The organism is Rhodanobacter sp. IGA1.0 (assembly GCF_040208325.1).
Taxonomy (GTDB): domain Bacteria; phylum Pseudomonadota; class Gammaproteobacteria; order Xanthomonadales; family Rhodanobacteraceae; genus Rhodanobacter; species Rhodanobacter spathiphylli.
The window spans coordinates 1,087,537-1,102,121 of record NZ_CP157948.1 but is presented as its reverse complement, the minus strand read 5'-3'; the positions used below and the strand labels follow the sequence as shown (position 1 = coordinate 1,102,121).

Genomic DNA, 14,585 nt, shown 5'->3' with positions numbered 1-14,585 from the left:
CTTACTCCACGCTGCCGCCGGCCGCCTCGATGGCTGCCTTGGCGCCGGCGGTAGCCAGCAGACCAGACAGCTTCACCGCGCGACCGATTTCACCCTTGAGGACGACCTTGACCCGCTTCGCACGGCTGTTGATCAGGCCTGCCTGATGCAGCACGACGACGTCGATCACGTCAGCCTTGAGGTTGGCCAGCTGGTACAGGAACACTTCCTGGCTCGCGACCAGCTTCTTGGAACGGAAACCGATCTTCGGCATCCGGCGATTCAGCGGCATCTGGCCGCCTTCGAAACCGAACTTGTGGGTGCCGCCCGCGCGGGCATGCTGACCCTTGTGACCGCGACCGGCGGTCTTGCCCATGCCCGAGCCGATACCGCGAGCGACGCGCAGACGCGACTTGCGGGAACCGGCGGCCGGCTTGATGTCATTCAAACGCATGATGATTACTCCTCGACCCGGACCAGGTAGTAGACCGTGTTGATCAGGCCACGAACCTGCGGGCTGTCCTTCAACTCGCGGACGTCATTGAGCTTGCCCAGACCCAGCGCCTTGACGCTGAGGCGATGACGCGCCTGCACGCCGCGCAGGCCCTTGACCAGGCGCACGCGCACCGTGGCGGCGGCGGTTTCGTTCTTCTTAGCCATTACCCAACACCTCATCCAGGGTCTTGCCACGCTTGGCGGCGATCTTCTTGGGCGAGGCGACCGCCTGCAGGCCCTTTATCGTCGCGCGCACCAGGTTGATCGGGTTGCGCGAACCGACGGCCTTGGCCAGCACGTTCTTCACGCCAACCACTTCCAGCACGGCACGCATGGCGCCGCCGGCGATCACGCCGGTACCTTCGGAGGCCGGCTGCATGTAGACGCGGGCCGCGCCGTGATTCGCCTTGACGGCGTACCACAACGTACCGTTGTTCAGCTCGATGTCGACCATCTGGCGACGGGCGCGCTCCATGGCCTTGGAAATGGCCACCGGCACTTCACGCGCCTTGCCATAACCAAAACCCACCTTGCCCTCGCCGTCACCGACAACAGTCAGTGCGGTGAAGCTCATCTGGCGGCCGCCCTTGACGGTCTTGGCCACACGGTTGACGGCAATCAACTTTTCCAGCAGGCCGTCGGAATTTTCGCGATCGGTAGAAGACATGTTCTTTTCCATGTGCCCGGAACACCGGGACTTTGCTTGCGGCTGAGCCGCTTGGAGTTGTAGGTGACGCGGTGGCAATCGGGATGACCCGACCCGGTGCTACTCAGAACTTCAGACCTGCCTCACGAGCGGCTTCGGCCAGCGCCTTGATGCGACCGTGATAGCGGAAGCCCGAACGGTCGAACGCGACCGACTCGATGCCCGCTGCCATGGCGCGCTCGGCGACGGCCTTGCCCACTGCCGCAGCGGCAGCGAGGTTCTTGGTGCCCTTCAGGCCCTCGGAGACCGACTTCTGCACGGTGGAGGCGGCAGCCACCACGTTCGTGCCGGAGGCGTCGAACACCTGGGCGTAAATGTGCTGGCCCGTGCGATGCACCGACAGGCGGGCGACAGCCAGCTTGCGAATGTGCGAACGCGTGGACTTGGCGCGGCGCAGGCGATTTTCGTTCTTGTTCATTTCTGTATTCCTCGAAAGCGGATCGGCTTGAAATGGCTGGTAACTGCTTCAGGTGAAGAGTCCGGCCACGGATGGCCGGTCTTCGCGCAGGGACAGCGCATTTATGCCTTCTTGGCTTCCTTCAGGGTGATCTTCTCGCCGGAGTAGCGCACGCCCTTGCCCTTGTAGGGTTCCGGCGGACGGAAACCGCGAATCTTGGCAGCGACCTGGCCCACCACCTGCTTGTCCGCGCCCTTGATCAGGACCTCGGTCTGGGTCGGGGTTTCGATGCTGATGCCTTCCGGCGCATCGAAGACGACCGGGTGCGAGAAGCCCAGGCTCAGGTTCAGCGACTTGCCGGCCATGGAGACGCGGTAGCCGACGCCGACCAGCTCAAGCTTGCGCTCGTAGCCGGTGGACACGCCGGTGACCATGTTGGCCAGCAGCGCACGAGCGGTACCACCGAACTTGTCGTCGGCGCCCTCGTCCAGGCTGATGTTCGCCACACCGTTTTCGACCGCCACGGTGACGCCCGGCAGATGGTGCACGGACAGGGTGCCCTTCGGGCCTTTCACCGAGATCTGATCGTCGCTGATGGTCAGCTCGACGCCCTTCGGCAGGGAAATGGGTTGTTTGGCAACACGTGACATCGAAAGACTCCTTATGCCACTTGGCCGATGACTTCGCCGCCCAGGCCCTTGGCACGGGCCTGCGCATCGGTCAACAGACCAGCGGAAGTCGAGATGATCGAGATACCCAGGCCACCAAGGACCTTCGGCAGCTCGTCCTTGCCGCGATACACACGCAGGCCGGAGCGGCTGACACGGGAGATGCGCTCGATGGCCGGCTGGCCCTCGAAATACTTGAGCTTGATCTCGAGCACCGGCTTGCCTTCCTCGGCGGAAGTCTTGGCGTCGAGGATGTAGCCCTCGTTCTTGAGAAGGTCGGCGATCGCCACCTTCAGTTTCGACGACGGCATACGCACGGTCGGCTTGCCCATGGCCTGGGCATTGCGGACGCGCGTGAACAGATCGGCGATGGGATCAGTCATGCTCATGAAAACATCCTTCAGAGTGCACCGATATCCGATAAAACCGGAAATCAATCAGATTGTGAGCTGGCAAGACGCCAGCCTGCGTTGCGCAGACCGCCGACTATAACAGCAATTTCAGGTTTTGGCGAATAACGATGCGGTAGTCGCATCCGGCAACCGCAACAACCGTTGCGGCTGGCCACGACGAGGCGGGCAATCTGCCCGCATGTCAGTGCGGAACGTTGTTGGGTTACCAGCTGGCCTTGCGCAGACCCGGCACGTCACCGCGCATGGTCGCTTCACGCAGCTTGTTGCGGCCCAGGCCGAACTTCGCATAGACCGCACGCGGACGACCGGTCAGCGCGCAACGGGTACGCTGGCGCACCGGACTCGCATCGCGCGGCAGCTTCTGCAGCTTGGTCTGAGCTTCCATCTTCTCCTCGTAGGAGGCCTTGGGGCTCAGCACGATCGCCTTGAGCTCGGCGCGCTTGGCGGCGAACTTCTCGACGAGTTTGGTCCGCTTGATATCGCGGTTCACCATTGATGTCTTGGCCATGGATAACGCCTATCAGTTGCGGAACGGGAAGCTGAACGCTGCCAGCAGGGCTTTCGCCTCTTCGTCGGTCTTGGCGGTGGTGGCGATGGAGATATCCATGCCGCGCAGCGCGTCAACCTGGTCGAAGTCGATCTCAGGGAAGATGATCTGTTCCTTGATGCCGAAGTTGTAGTTGCCACGGCCGTCGAAGGCCTTCGCCGAGACACCACGGAAGTCGCGCACGCGCGGCAGCGAGATGTTGATCAGGCGATCCATGAACTCCCACATCTGGGCGCGACGCAAGGTGACCTTGCAGCCGATCGGCCAGCCGTCGCGGATCTTGAACGAGGCCACCGAAACGCGGGCCTTGGTCGTGATCGGCTTCTGACCCGAGAGCTTGGCCATGTCGGCCACGGCGTTCTCCAGGATCTTCTTGTTGCCGGCAGCTTCGCCCACGCCCATGTTCAGCGTGATCTTGGTGATGCGGGGAACCTGCATCACGTTCTGGTAGCCGAACTGCTCGGTGAGCTTGGCGACTACCTTCTCTTTGTAGAAATTTTCGAGGCGGGTCATGATCGTGATTCCTTACGCGTCCACGACCTCGCCATTCGAACGGAACACGCGGACCTTGCGCCCATCTTCGAGCGTTTTGGTGCCGACGCGTTCACCCTTGTTCGTGGCGGGGTTGAACAGCTGCACATTGGAGAGATGGATCGAGGCCTCACGCTCGACGATGCCACCGGCCTGATTGGCCTGCGGATTCGGCTTGGTGTGGCGCTTGACCAGGTTCACGTTGGAGACGAATACACGCTCGCCTGCAACACGCAGCACGTCGCCGCGCTGACCCTTGTTCTTGCCGGTGATCACGAGGACCTGATCACCCTTGCGGATACGGTTCATATCTTGACTCCGCTCAGAGCACTTCGGGCGCAAGCGAGACGATCTTCATGAACTTCTCGCTGCGCAGCTCGCGGGTGACCGGTCCGAAAATACGGGTGCCGATCGGCTCGAGCTTGTTGTTGAGGAGGACCGCTGCATTGCCGTCGAAACGGATCAGCGAACCATCGGGACGGCGGACACCCTTGGCGGTGCGAACCACCACGGCATTGTACACCTCGCCCTTCTTGACCTTGCCGCGGGGAATCGCATCCTTGACGGTGACCTTGATGACGTCACCGATCGCGGCGTAACGACGCTTGGAGCCGCCGAGCACCTTGATGCACATCAGTTCCTTCGCGCCGCTGTTGTCCGCTGCGGAAAGCGTGCTTTGCATCTGGATCATGTCTGCACCCTCCCTTAGACGTTGGCGCGCGTGATGATCTCGACCACGCGGTGATGTTTGGTCTTGGACAATGGACGGCACTCGGCGATACGCACGAGGTCACCCTCGTTCGCACCCAGGTCGTCCTGCGCATGCAGCTTGGTCGACCGGCGGATGATCTTGCCGAGCAGCCAATGCTGCTCCTGACGCTCGACCAGGACGGTAACCGTCTTGTCCATCTTGTTGCTGGTGACGCGACCTTCGAGGGTACGCGCCTGCTTCTTGTCAGATTGAATCTGGTTGTCGCTCATGTCGGCCGTCCCTTACTTCTTGCTGCCGAGCACGAACTTCGTGCGGGCGATGTCGCGCCGAACGCGGCGCAGCTGGTGCGGCTGGGTAAGCTGGCCGGAACCCTTCTGCATGCGCAGATTGAACTGCTCCTTGCGCAGGTCCAGCAGATGCTGCTTCAGCTCGTCGGCCGACTGGTTGTTGATATCTTTGCTGGCCATCACATCACCGCCCGGGTCACAAACTGGGTCTGCACCGAGAGCTTGGCGGCGGCCAGGCGGAACGCCTCGCGTGCCGTCGTCTCGTCGACGCCCTCGATCTCGTAAAGCATGCGACCAGGCTGGATCGGAGCGACCCAGAACTCGACGCTGCCCTTGCCGGCGCCCATGCGGACTTCGATGGGCTTCTTGGTGATCGGCTTGTCAGGGAACACGCGGATCCACAACTTGCCGCCACGCTTGACGAAGCGGGTGATGCAACGACGGGCGGCTTCGATCTGGCGCGCGGTGAGCGCGCCGTGGGTCGTCGCCTTCAGGCCATACTCGCCAAAGCTGACGAGGTTGGAGCACTGAGCCAGACCGTCGTTGCGGCCCTTGAACTGCTTGCGGTATTTGGTTCGCTTAGGTTGCAACATGGCAACTCTCCTTACTTCGCAGACCGCTCGCGGCGGCCGTCACCGGCCTCGCGACGCGAATCGTTACGACGACCTTCGCCACCTTCGCGGCGCGGCTGCGACGGCTCATCCTTCGACTCCTGGCTGGCAGCGGCCAGATCGAAGATCTCGCCCTTGTAGACCCAGACCTTGATGCCGATGATGCCGTAGGTGGTTTTCGCCTCGGCCGTGCCGTAGTCGATGTCGGCGCGCAGCGTGTGCAACGGCACACGACCTTCGCGAGCCCACTCGGAACGGGCGATCTCGGCACCGTTCAGACGACCGGACACGTTGATCTTGATGCCCAGGGCGCCCAGGCGCATCGCGTTGCCGACCGAGCGCTTCATCGCGCGGCGGAACATGATGCGACGCTCAAGCTGCTGCGCGATCGACTCGGCAACCAGCTGCGCGTCCAGCTCGGGCTTGCGCACTTCATTGACGTTGATGTGCGTCGGAACGCCCATCATGTCGCTGACTTCCTTGCGCAGCTTCTCGATATCCTCGCCCTTCTTGCCGATCACCACGCCCGGACGGGCGGTGTGGATCGTCACGCGTGCGGTCTTGGCCGGACGCTCGATCTGGATTTTCGAGATGCCGGCGGCAGCCAGCTTCTTCTTCAGCATGTCGCGGACCTTGATGTCGGCCACGAGATACTTCGCGTAATCGCCCTTGTTGGCGTACCACTTCGAGTTCCAGTCCTTGGCAATGCCGAGGCGGATACCGGTGGGATGAACTTTATGACCCATCGTCTATGTCCCCGGTCAGTTACCAACAACCACAGTGATGTGGCTGGTGCGCTTGAGAATGCGCGAACCGCGGCCTTTGGCGCGGGCATACATGCGCTTCATCGCCGGACCTTCGTCGACGAAGATGCTGGCCACTTTCAGCTCGTCGACGTCGGCACCGAGATTGTTCTCGGCGTTGGCGACGGCCGACAGCAGCACCTTGCGGACAAGGTGTGCGGCCTTCTTGTTGGTATAGGTGAGCACGTCGCTGGCCCGGCCCACGGGAAGCCCGCGGACGAGATCAGCCACCAGGCGTGCCTTTTGCGCCGAAATGCGGGCGCCGCGCAGGATCGCTTTGGCTTCAGTGCTCATCACTTGCCCTTCTTGTCGCCGACATGGCCTTTGAACGTGCGGGTCACCGCGAACTCGCCGAGCTTGTGCCCGACCATGTTCTCGTTGATCAGGACGGGCACGTGCTGACGGCCGTTGTGGATGGCGATGGTCAAGCCGACCATTTCCGGCAGGATCATCGAGCGACGCGACCAGGTCTTGATCGGGCGCTTGTTGTTGGCGGAAACCGCAGCTTCCACCTTCTTTACGAGGTGAAGGTCGACGAACGGACCTTTCTTCAAAGAGCGAGGCATGTCGGCTTCCTGTTACTTGGTACGACGACGCACGATGAACTGCTGCGTGCGCTTGTTGTTACGGGTCTTGTAACCCTTGGCCGGCGTGCCCCACGGGCTGACCGGATGACGACCGCCGGAGGTCTTGCCTTCACCACCACCGTGCGGATGGTCGACCGGGTTCATCACCACACCGCGAACGGTCGGGCGAATACCCAGCCAGCGCTTGGCGCCGGCCTTGCCGAGCTTCTTCAGGCTGTGCTCGCCGTTGCCGACTTCGCCGATGGTGGCGCGGCAATCGACCGAGACGCGACGCATCTCGCCGGAGCGAAGACGCAACGTGGCGTAGCCGGACTCACGGGCCACCAGCTGCACGGAGGCGCCGGCGCTGCGGGCGATCTGCGCACCCTTGCCCGGACGCAGTTCGATGCAGTGAATGGTGCTGCCCATCGGGATGTTGCGCAGCTGCAGGCAGTTGCCGGCCTTGATCGGCGCGTCACGACCGGACACCAGGCGGTCGTCCACCTGCACGCCCTTCGGCGCGATGATGTAACGACGCTCGCCGTCGGCGTAGCACAGCAACGCGATGTGCGCGGTGCGGTTCGGATCGTATTCGATGCGCTCGACGCGGGCGGCGATGCCTTCCTTGTCGCGCTTGAAGTCGATGATGCGGTAATGCTGCTTGTGACCGCCGCCACGATGACGCACGGTGATGCGACCGTGGTGGTTGCGGCCGCCGGTGCGGGACTGCGACTCGGTCAACGCCGCGTACGGCGCGCCCTTGTACAGGCCTTCCGTCTTGACGCTGACTGCGTCGCGACGACCCGGCGAGGTCGGCTTGTGGTTGATTAGTGCCATCTCACAGAACTCCTGGCTCAGGCCTTGGCGGCGACGTCGATGGTCTGGCCATCGGCAAGACGCACGTAGGCCTTGCGCTTGCCCTGGCGGCTGCCAGCGCGTTGACGAAAGGCTTTGACCTTGCCCTTGGTGTTGACGAGGTTCACCTGTTCGACCTTGACGTCGAACAGCTTCTCCACGGCAGAACGGACATCGGCCTTGGTTGCCGTGGGGGCGACCACGAATACGTACTGGTTGTGCTCGGCGAGACGCGCCGATTTCTCGGAGATGTGCGGCGCGCGCAGCGTGTCGAGAATGCGTTCGTTGTTCATGCCAGCCACTCCTCGACCTTCTTCACGGCGTCAACCGTCATCACCACATGGTCGGAACCGACCAGGCTGACCGGGTTCAGACCCATCACATCCAGCACATGGATGTAGGGGATGTTGCGGGCAGCCAGAAACACTGCCTCGGAGGCGTCTTCGGACACCAGCAGCACGCGACCGGAAACTTCCAGCTCGGCCAGCTTGGCAACCATCAACGAGGTCTTCGGGGACTCGACGCCGAAGCTCTCGACGACCTTCAGGCGACCCTGACGGGCCAGCTCGGAGAAGATCGAGCGGATCGCCACGCGGTAAGCCTTGCGGTTGACCTTCTGCTCGTAGCTGCGGGGCTTTGCCGCGAACGCACGACCGCCGCCGACAAAGATCGGAGCGCGATAGTCGCCGTGACGGGCGCCACCGCCCTTCTGCTTCTTGAATTTCTTGGTGGTGCCGGACATCTGGCCGCGCGACAGCTGCGACTGGGTACCTGCACGACCGGCCGCCTGGTAGGCGATCACGACCTGGTGGACCAGGGCCTTCTTGTACTCGCCGCCGAACACTTCGTCCGACACGCTGAGCGGCTTGGCGCCAATAACATTGAGTTCCATGGCGTCTCTCCTCAGCTCTTCGTCGTCGGGCGGATGATGACGTCGCCACCGGTTGCACCCGGCACCGCGCCCTTCACCGCAATCAGATGACGCTCGGCGTCGACCTTGACCACTTCCAGACCCTGCTGCGTGCGGTTGACCGCACCCATGTGGCCGGACATCTTCTTGCCCGGGAACACGCGGCCCGGAGTCTGGCGCTGGCCGATGGAGCCCGGCGCGCGATGCGACAGCGAGTTACCGTGGGTGGCATCACCCATCTTGAAGTTCCAGCGCTTGATCGTGCCCTGGAAGCCCTTGCCCTTGGACACGCCGGCGACATCGACGATCTGGCCGACGGTGAACACGTCGTCAGCCTTGATCTCGGCGCCCACCTCGTACTTGCCGAGGTCATCGGCAGACACGCGGAATTCCCACAAGCCACGACCCGGCTCGACCTTCGCCTTCGCGTAGTGGCCCTTCAGCGGCTGCGTCAGGAGGTTTGCGCGCTTGCTGCCCGCGGAAACCTGGACGGCGCTGTAGCCATCGTTATCGTCCGTCTTCAGCTGGGTCACCCGGTTCGGCGTCGCTTCAATCAGCGTCACCGGAATCGAGCGGCCATCTTCAGTGAAGAGCCGGCTCATGCCGCACTTGCGGCCAACCAATCCGATACTCATATTCGTATCCTGTCTGTCGCTCAACCGAGCTTGATCTGAACATCGACGCCAGCGGCGAGATCAAGCTTCATGAGCGCGTCCACGGTCTTGTCGTTCGGGTCGACGATGTCGAGCACACGCTTGTGGGTACGGGTCTCGTACTGGTCGCGTGCATCCTTGTCGACGTGCGGCGACGTCAGAATGGTGTAACGCTCGATCTTGGTCGGAAGCGGAATCGGGCCGAGTACCGTGGCACCCGTGCGCTTTGCCGTCTCGACGATCTCGCTGGCGGAGCGGTCGATCAGTCGATGATCGTACGCTTTCAGCCGAATCCGAATCTTCTGGTTCGCCATAACCGTGTCCTGTTGTCTAAAGAACGTAATGTGAAACGAAGCGGCTTCTCACCGCCCCGCACTACCTTTTGCCACTGCATCGGCGCCGCGCGGTGAACTGCATGACCCCTCTGAAAAACGCCAGGCGAGCAACGGAACGCTCGCCTGGCACAATCCGAATCTCGCGCAAAACGACGTGTCGACAGGCTTCTCCCCGTCATCACGTCGACTTGCGAGGGCCGATCCACGGCCAGCGAACTCGAAACACATCCTGTGTCTCATTTCGCGGTAGGTCAGCCAAAACATGTCTGGCTGACGAGTGAGCTGCCAAGTATACCGACAAAACTTCAACAAGTGAAGGGGTGCAGCGCGATCCGGAGATCGTCGCCTCACCGGCCGGTCAAGGCACCGGGAGCGAGCGGCATTTGCATCCGCCCGTCCCGTGAATTTACTTCAGCCATCCTCCCTGATGGCGAAGATCAAACCGGCATCCATGCCGGACTACTCATAAGAGCGTATTACTTGATGACTTTGGCCACCACGCCGGCGCCGACGGTGCGGCCGCCTTCGCGAATGGCGAAACGCAGGCCTTCGTCCATCGCGATCGGGTGGATCAGGCTCACCACCATCTTCACGTTGTCGCCCGGCATCACCATCTCCACGCCTTCCGGCAGGGTCACGGCACCGGTCACGTCGGTCGTGCGGAAGTAGAACTGCGGACGGTAACCCTTGAAGAACGGCGTATGACGGCCACCCTCGTCCTTCGACAGCACGTAGACCTCGGCCTCGAAGTCGGTGTGCGGGGTGATCGTGCCCGGCTTGGCAAGCACCTGGCCGCGCTCCACGTCGTCACGCTTCAGGCCGCGCAGCAGCAGACCGGCGTTGTCGCCCGCCTGACCCTGGTCCAGCAGCTTGCGGAACATCTCCACGCCGGTGACGGTCGTCTTCTGCGTGTCGCGGATGCCGACCACTTCGATTTCGTCGCCCACCTTGATGATGCCGCGCTCGATACGACCAGTCACCACGGTGCCGCGGCCCGAGATCGAGAACACGTCTTCCACCGGCATCAGGAACGGCTTGTCGATCGTGCGCACCGGCTCCGGGATGTAGCTGTCCAGCGCGTCCACCAGCTTGATGATCGACGGCACGCCGATGTCGCTCTGGTCGCCTTCCAGCGCCAGCTTGGCCGAACCGTGGATCATCGGGGTGTCGTCGCCCGGGAACTCGTACTTCGACAGCAGCTCGCGCACTTCCATCTCTACCAGCTCGAGCAGCTCGGCGTCGTCCACCATGTCCGCCTTGTTCAGGTAGACCACGATGTACGGCACGCCCACCTGGCGCGACAGCAGGATGTGTTCGCGCGTCTGCGGCATCGGGCCGTCAGCGGCCGAGCACACCAGGATCGCGCCGTCCATCTGCGCCGCACCGGTGATCATGTTCTTCACGTAGTCGGCATGGCCCGGGCAATCCACGTGCGCGTAGTGGCGCAGCGGCGACTCGTATTCCACGTGGGCGGTCGAGATCGTGATGCCGCGCGCCTTCTCTTCCGGCGCCGCGTCGATCGCGCTGTAGTCCTTGAACTCGCCACCGAAACGTTCCGCCCCGACCTTCGTCAGTGCGGCCGTCAGCGTCGTCTTGCCGTGGTCCACGTGACCAATCGTGCCGACGTTGACGTGCGGCTTGGTGCGTTCGAATTTACCCTTTGCCATGACTCAAACCTCTGAGATAACTTGAATTTGATAATGCGTCCACGAAGGGGCGCCGTTGGAGGCGACGACACGGGTGCCGCGCCTTGATCCCTGCTAACGCGATCAAGAAGATCGCACGGCTTACGCCTTCTTCATCACCTGTTCGGCGACGTTGGTCGGCGCCTCGGCGTAGTGATCGAATTCCATGGTGAAGGTAGCCCGGCCCTGCGTCAGCGAACGAATCGTGGTCGCGTAACCGAACATTTCACCCAGCGGCACTTCGGCGTTGATGGTCTTGCCCGACGGCGTGTCTTCCTGGCCGGTGAGCATGCCGCGACGCTTGCTGATGTCGCCCATCACGTCGCCCATGTAGTCCTCGGGGGTGACGATCTCGACCTTCATGATCGGCTCGAGCAGCACCGGGCTGGCCTTGTTGAAGCCCTGCTTGAACGCCATCGACGCAGCGAGCTTGAACGCCATTTCCGACGAGTCGACGTCATGGTAGGAACCGAAGACCAGCTTGGCCTTCACATTCACCACCGGGAAGCCGGCCAGCGGACCGCTGGTGATCGTCTCGCGCAGGCCCTTTTCGACCGACGGGATGAATTCCTTCGGAATCACGCCACCGGTGATGTCGTTGATGAACAGGAAGTCGTCCTTGATCAGCGCGGCGATCTTCTCGTCTGCACGATCCGCTTCGCTGATCGGTGACATCTCGATCACGACGTGACCGTACTGGCCCTTGCCGCCCGACTGCTTGGCGTGCTTGTAGTCCGACTTCACGTCCGCCAGGCGGATCGTTTCGCGGTAGGCCACCTGCGGCTTGCCGACGTTCGCCTCGACGTTGAACTCGCGGCGCATGCGGTCGACCAAGATGTCCAGGTGCAGCTCGCCCATGCCGGAGATGATGGTCTGGCCCGATTCCTCGTCGGTACGCACGCGGAACGACGGATCCTCCGCGGCCAGACGGCCGAGGGCGATGCCCATCTTTTCCTGGTCCGACTTGGTCTTCGGCTCGACCGCCATCGAGATCACCGGCTCCGGGAACGACATCCGCTCCAGGGTGATGATGTGTTCCTGCGAGCACAGCGTGTCACCGGTCGTCACGTCCTTCAGGCCAACCGCGGCGGCGATGTCGCCAGCACACACTTCCTTCAGCTCGTGACGCTCGTTGGCGTGCATCTGCAGGATGCGGCCCACGCGTTCCTTCTTGCTCTTGACCGGGTTGTACACGGCATCGCCGGAGTTCAACGTGCCCGAATAGACACGGAAGAAGGTCAGCGAACCCACGAACGGGTCGGTCATGATCTTGAATGCCAGCGCGGAGAACGGCGCCTTGTCGTCCGCGGGACGGCTGGCCTCGTTGTCGTCCTCGTCGATGCCGGCCACCGGCGGGCGGTCGGCGGGCGACGGCAGCAGCTGCACCACTGCGTCGAGCATCGCCTGGACGCCCTTGTTCTTGAACGCGGTACCGCAGAACACCGGGATGATCTCGTTGGCCAGCGTGCGCTGACGCAGACCGGCGATGACTTCGGCCTCGGACAGGTCGCCGCCTTCCAGGTACTTGTTCATCAGCTCTTCGGTGGCTTCGGCCGCCGACTCGACCATGAACGCATGCGCTTCGGTGGCGGCGTCGACCAGATCCGCCGGGATGTCGCGGTACTCGAACTTCATGCCCTGGGATTCCATGTCCCAGATGATCGCCTTCATCTTCAGCAGGTCGACCACGCCCTCGAAACCGTCTTCGGCGCCGATCGGCACCTGCATCGGCACCGGGTGCGCACCCAGGCGGGCCTTCAGCTGGCTGACGACCTTGTCGAAGTTGGCACCGGTGCGGTCCATCTTGTTGACGAACGCAAGCCGCGGCACCCGGTACTTGTTGGCCTGGCGCCACACCGTCTCGGACTGCGGCTGCACGCCACCGACCGCACACAGCACGAACACCGCGCCGTCGAGCACGCGCAGCGAGCGCTCCACCTCGATGGTGAAGTCGACGTGTCCCGGGGTGTCGATGATGTTGAAGCGGTGCTGCTCCATGGAGCCGTCCATGCCCTTCCAGAACGCCGTCGTTGCCGCCGACGTAATGGTGATGCCACGCTCCTGCTCCTGCTCCATCCAGTCCATCGTGGCCGCACCGTCGTGCACCTCGCCAATCTTGTGACTGACACCGGTGTAGAACAGGATGCGCTCGGTCGTGGTGGTCTTGCCGGCGTCGATGTGCGCCATGATGCCGAAGTTGCGATAGCGCGCGAGGGGAGTGGTACGTGCCATGGATATCTACCTGTATCGGGCGATCCTGCCCAGGATTCACGCAGCCATCCGGCTGCAGCTTTTATGAAAAGTCCGGCATGGGCGCCGGATCCTTTTGCCGCCATCGGCGAGGCACAGAGCCATCAGCCAACTCGTGCCGCTGATGAAGGCGGCACGGAAAACGCACTTACCAGCGGTAGTGCGAGAAGGCCTTGTTGGCCTCGGCCATGCGGTGCGTTTCTTCACGCTTCTTGGCAGCGCCGCCGCGGCTCTCGGAGGCTTCCAGCAGCTCGGCAGCCAGCTTGCGCGGCATCGAGGTCTCGCCGCGCTTGCGCGCCGCATCGATGACCCAGCGCATGGCCAGCGCCATGCGGCGACCCGGACGCACCTCGACCGGCACCTGATAGGTGGCGCCGCCGACACGACGGGACTTCACTTCGACCGCCGGAGCGATGTTGTTCAGCGCCTTCTCGACCAGAGCCACCGGCTCGGCGTTCTTTTCGCCAATGTGCTGCAGGGCACCGTAGACGATGCTCTCGGCGACCGACTTCTTGCCGCTCTTCATCACCATGTTGATGAAGCGGGCGATCAGCTGGCTGCCATGCTTGGGATCCGGCAGAACCAGACGGGCGGGATGTGAACCTTTACGCGACATGTTTGTTGTCCGTTATTTTCGCGGACATTCCTGCCCGCCTGTAAAGCGGCCAGCGAGGGCCGCGCGACATTACTTCTTCGGGCGCTTGGCGCCGTACTTCGAGCGCGACTGACGACGCTTGGTGACACCAGCGCAGTCCAGGCTGCCGCGCACCGTGTGGTAACGCACACCGGGCAGGTCCTTGACGCGACCGCCGCGGATCAGCACCACCGAGTGCTCCTGCAGGTTGTGACCTTCGCCACCGATGTAGCTGATGACCTCGAAACCGTTGGTCAGGCGCACCTTGGCAACCTTGCGCAACGCCGAGTTCGGCTTTTTCGGGGTGGTCGTGTAGACGCGGGTGCAGACACCACGACGCTGCGGGCTGCTCTGCAGGGCCGGCGACCCGCTCTTGTAGGTCTTGGGGCTGCGCGATTTGCGCACCAACTGATTGACTGTCGTCATGCGTAGCTGTTCCTGAAAACATAAAGGCAGCCCGATCAAGCTCGGTCTGCCAAGAAGCGGGAATTTAACATGAGCAGCTTGCCATAGGCAAGCCAACGCTCAGTCGTCCTGGACCCGAACAC

At 62.8% G+C, this 14,585-nt stretch carries 25 protein-coding genes; all 25 read right to left on the bottom strand.

Annotated features, from left to right (window positions below; genetic code table 11):
- Window position 1: 1 nt before the first annotated feature.
- Window positions 2-433 carry a 50S ribosomal protein L15 gene (rplO, locus tag ABNK63_RS04875; protein WP_007808185.1) on the bottom strand — a complete coding sequence of 144 codons (432 nt, stop codon included), beginning with the start codon at window positions 431-433 and terminating at the stop codon, window positions 2-4.
- 5 nt (window positions 434-438) lie between these two features.
- Window positions 439-639, bottom strand: coding sequence for a 50S ribosomal protein L30 (gene rpmD / locus ABNK63_RS04870; protein WP_007808186.1), 201 nt, complete (start codon window positions 637-639; stop codon window positions 439-441).
- Window positions 632-1,153 carry a 30S ribosomal protein S5 gene (gene rpsE / locus ABNK63_RS04865; RefSeq protein ID WP_193385068.1) on the bottom strand — a complete coding sequence of 174 codons (522 nt, stop codon included), beginning with the start codon at window positions 1,151-1,153 and terminating at the stop codon, window positions 632-634. The genes rpmD and rpsE overlap by 8 nt, the downstream gene beginning before the upstream one ends.
- 91 nt (window positions 1,154-1,244) lie before the next feature.
- A complete protein-coding gene (gene rplR / locus ABNK63_RS04860) occupies window positions 1,245-1,598 on the bottom strand; it encodes a 50S ribosomal protein L18 (RefSeq protein WP_007808188.1) in 354 nt (117 codons plus the stop codon).
- Window positions 1,599-1,699: 101 nt separating this feature from the next.
- A complete protein-coding gene (rplF, locus tag ABNK63_RS04855; RefSeq protein WP_007808189.1) occupies window positions 1,700-2,227 on the bottom strand; it encodes a 50S ribosomal protein L6 in 528 nt (175 codons plus the stop codon).
- Window positions 2,228-2,238: 11 nt separating this feature from the next.
- A complete protein-coding gene (gene rpsH / locus ABNK63_RS04850; protein WP_007808190.1) occupies window positions 2,239-2,634 on the bottom strand; it encodes a 30S ribosomal protein S8 in 396 nt (131 codons plus the stop codon).
- 226 nt (window positions 2,635-2,860) lie between these two features.
- The gene (gene rpsN / locus ABNK63_RS04845; protein ID WP_007808191.1) at window positions 2,861-3,166 is read right to left on the bottom strand and encodes a 30S ribosomal protein S14; all 306 of its coding nucleotides are present in this window, start codon (window positions 3,164-3,166) and stop codon (window positions 2,861-2,863) included.
- A 12-nt stretch (window positions 3,167-3,178) separates the two neighbouring features.
- Window positions 3,179-3,721: a 50S ribosomal protein L5 gene (rplE, locus tag ABNK63_RS04840; RefSeq protein ID WP_193385070.1), complete on the bottom strand. Its 543-nt coding sequence runs from the start codon at window positions 3,719-3,721 to the stop codon at window positions 3,179-3,181.
- A gap of 9 nt (window positions 3,722-3,730) precedes the next feature.
- A complete protein-coding gene (rplX, locus tag ABNK63_RS04835) occupies window positions 3,731-4,045 on the bottom strand; it encodes a 50S ribosomal protein L24 (protein WP_007082185.1) in 315 nt (104 codons plus the stop codon).
- Window positions 4,046-4,058: 13 nt separating this feature from the next.
- The gene (rplN, locus tag ABNK63_RS04830; protein ID WP_007513359.1) at window positions 4,059-4,427 is read right to left on the bottom strand and encodes a 50S ribosomal protein L14; all 369 of its coding nucleotides are present in this window, start codon (window positions 4,425-4,427) and stop codon (window positions 4,059-4,061) included.
- Window positions 4,428-4,441: 14 nt separating this feature from the next.
- The gene (gene rpsQ, locus ABNK63_RS04825; RefSeq protein WP_007808193.1) at window positions 4,442-4,717 is read right to left on the bottom strand and encodes a 30S ribosomal protein S17; all 276 of its coding nucleotides are present in this window, start codon (window positions 4,715-4,717) and stop codon (window positions 4,442-4,444) included.
- A 12-nt stretch (window positions 4,718-4,729) separates the two neighbouring features.
- Entirely contained in the window at window positions 4,730-4,915 is a 186-nt protein-coding gene (gene rpmC, locus ABNK63_RS04820) for a 50S ribosomal protein L29 (RefSeq protein ID WP_007808194.1), read from the bottom strand.
- Window positions 4,915-5,328, bottom strand: coding sequence for a 50S ribosomal protein L16 (gene rplP / locus ABNK63_RS04815; protein WP_007808195.1), 414 nt, complete (start codon window positions 5,326-5,328; stop codon window positions 4,915-4,917). The genes rpmC and rplP overlap by 1 nt, the downstream gene beginning before the upstream one ends.
- 11 nt (window positions 5,329-5,339) lie before the next feature.
- Window positions 5,340-6,092, bottom strand: a complete 753-nt coding sequence (rpsC, locus tag ABNK63_RS04810; protein ID WP_007808196.1) for a 30S ribosomal protein S3 — start codon at window positions 6,090-6,092, stop codon at window positions 5,340-5,342.
- A gap of 15 nt (window positions 6,093-6,107) precedes the next feature.
- Complete coding sequence (rplV, locus tag ABNK63_RS04805; RefSeq protein WP_007513348.1) at window positions 6,108-6,443, bottom strand: 50S ribosomal protein L22; 336 nt, start codon at window positions 6,441-6,443, stop codon at window positions 6,108-6,110.
- Window positions 6,443-6,715 (bottom strand): 30S ribosomal protein S19, encoded by a 273-nt coding sequence (gene rpsS / locus ABNK63_RS04800; RefSeq protein ID WP_007082178.1) that lies wholly within the window; start codon window positions 6,713-6,715, stop codon window positions 6,443-6,445. Before rpsS ends, rplV begins: the two co-directional genes overlap by 1 nt.
- 12 nt (window positions 6,716-6,727) lie before the next feature.
- Window positions 6,728-7,552 (bottom strand): 50S ribosomal protein L2, encoded by an 825-nt coding sequence (rplB, locus tag ABNK63_RS04795; protein WP_007808200.1) that lies wholly within the window; start codon window positions 7,550-7,552, stop codon window positions 6,728-6,730.
- 17 nt (window positions 7,553-7,569) lie between these two features.
- The gene (rplW, locus tag ABNK63_RS04790) at window positions 7,570-7,863 is read right to left on the bottom strand and encodes a 50S ribosomal protein L23 (RefSeq protein ID WP_007808202.1); all 294 of its coding nucleotides are present in this window, start codon (window positions 7,861-7,863) and stop codon (window positions 7,570-7,572) included.
- A complete protein-coding gene (rplD, locus tag ABNK63_RS04785; protein ID WP_007808203.1) occupies window positions 7,860-8,462 on the bottom strand; it encodes a 50S ribosomal protein L4 in 603 nt (200 codons plus the stop codon). Before rplD ends, rplW begins: the two co-directional genes overlap by 4 nt.
- Before the next feature lie 11 nt (window positions 8,463-8,473).
- Window positions 8,474-9,115 (bottom strand): 50S ribosomal protein L3, encoded by a 642-nt coding sequence (rplC, locus tag ABNK63_RS04780; RefSeq protein WP_007808204.1) that lies wholly within the window; start codon window positions 9,113-9,115, stop codon window positions 8,474-8,476.
- A 20-nt stretch (window positions 9,116-9,135) separates the two neighbouring features.
- Window positions 9,136-9,447 (bottom strand): 30S ribosomal protein S10, encoded by a 312-nt coding sequence (rpsJ, locus tag ABNK63_RS04775; protein WP_007082173.1) that lies wholly within the window; start codon window positions 9,445-9,447, stop codon window positions 9,136-9,138.
- Between the two features lie 497 nt (window positions 9,448-9,944).
- On the bottom strand, window positions 9,945-11,135 hold the full coding sequence (gene tuf, locus ABNK63_RS04770) for an elongation factor Tu (RefSeq protein WP_350016834.1): 1,191 nt from the start codon (window positions 11,133-11,135) through the stop codon (window positions 9,945-9,947).
- 120 nt (window positions 11,136-11,255) lie between these two features.
- Window positions 11,256-13,385, bottom strand: a complete 2,130-nt coding sequence (fusA, locus tag ABNK63_RS04765; RefSeq protein WP_007810188.1) for an elongation factor G — start codon at window positions 13,383-13,385, stop codon at window positions 11,256-11,258.
- Window positions 13,386-13,551: 166 nt separating this feature from the next.
- Window positions 13,552-14,019, bottom strand: a complete 468-nt coding sequence (gene rpsG, locus ABNK63_RS04760) for a 30S ribosomal protein S7 (RefSeq protein ID WP_007514548.1) — start codon at window positions 14,017-14,019, stop codon at window positions 13,552-13,554.
- A 69-nt stretch (window positions 14,020-14,088) separates the two neighbouring features.
- Window positions 14,089-14,463 carry a 30S ribosomal protein S12 gene (gene rpsL / locus ABNK63_RS04755; protein WP_007810190.1) on the bottom strand — a complete coding sequence of 125 codons (375 nt, stop codon included), beginning with the start codon at window positions 14,461-14,463 and terminating at the stop codon, window positions 14,089-14,091.
- Window positions 14,464-14,585 lie beyond the last annotated feature (122 nt).